Source organism: Streptomyces sp. NPDC057854 (assembly GCF_042797055.1).
Lineage (GTDB): Bacteria > Actinomycetota > Actinomycetes > Streptomycetales > Streptomycetaceae > Streptomyces.
This window is the reverse complement of the sequence record NZ_JBHVMF010000068.1, coordinates 1-1,106: the sequence shown is the minus strand read 5'-3', so window position 1 is coordinate 1,106 and position 1,106 is coordinate 1. Positions and strand designations below refer to the sequence as shown.

The 1,106-nt window shown below is 70.0% G+C and carries 1 protein-coding gene; it reads right to left on the bottom strand.

The features are described 5' to 3' along the window. Window positions 1-923, bottom strand: a 923-nt coding sequence (locus ACFVQZ_RS36530) for an alanine/glycine:cation symporter family protein (RefSeq protein ID WP_383629197.1), incomplete at its 3' end; no start/stop codon positions are given. Between the last annotated feature and the right edge of the window lie 183 nt (window positions 924-1,106).

Here is a 1,106-nt window from a genome sequence, read left to right as displayed (position 1 = left end):
CGCTTGAAGCCGATGATCAGCGCGCCCAGCACGCCGCCGGCGACGCCCTGCGGGTTGAAGGCGCCCTCGATGATCGACGAGACCGCGGCCGGGACGGCGGTGACGTTGACGGCGATGACGACGAGGCAGGCGGCGATGTAGAGGCCGGCCATGGCGGGGACGAGCTTGCTGGTGACGGAGGCGATGGAGCGGATGCCGCCGAGGAGCACGATGCCGACGAGGGCGGCGATCAGGATGCCGAAGAACAGGGCGCCGGCCGAGGAGCCCATGATGCCGTTCTCGCCGCCGGTCACCGAGACGAGCTGGGCGTAGGACTGGTTGACCTGGAAGAGGTTGCCGCCGAAGAGACCGAAGAACAGCACGAAGAAGGAGGCCAGGACGGCGAGGACCTTGCCGAGCGTCTTGCCGTTCTTGCCGAAGCGGTCGGCCAGGCCCTTGGGCAGGTAGTGCATGGGTCCGCCGGAGACGGTGCCGTCGGCGTGCACCTCGCGGTACTTCACACCGAGGGTGACCTCGACGAACTTGGTCGCCATGCCGAGCAGACCGCACAGGATCATCCAGAACGTGGCGCCGGGACCGCCGATGGAGACGGCGACGGCGACACCGGCGATGTTGCCGAGGCCGACGGTGCCGGAGACGGCCGCGGTCAGCGCCTGGAAGTGGTTGACCTCGCCGGCCGACCCCTTCTCGTCGTACTTGCCGCGCACCACGTTCACGGCGAGGCGGAACTTGCGCAGCTGCACGAAGCCGAACCAGCCGGTGAAGACGAGACCGGCGACGACCAGCCAGGCCACGATGAGGGGGAGCTGCGTGCCGCCGACGGGGACGGAGTAGAAGACGACCTCGCCGAGCCAGGTGGCTATGGGCTCGAAGAAGCCGCTGACGGCCTTGTCGACGGACTGGGTGAACGAGTCGAGAGACACGGTGGGGACCTCGATGACGCAGGGCCGGCGCGCGGGAGGCTGCGGCGGCGGGGAGTGCGGTCTGGAGCGGACGCCGGTGTCCGGTCGGCGACCCGGGGATCGACGTCCGCGGACTCGGAGCGTGATCGCCTGGGGGTACGGGGCCGGTACGTGCCGGCCCTTCCGGAAGGCGGCGAGGGGTGG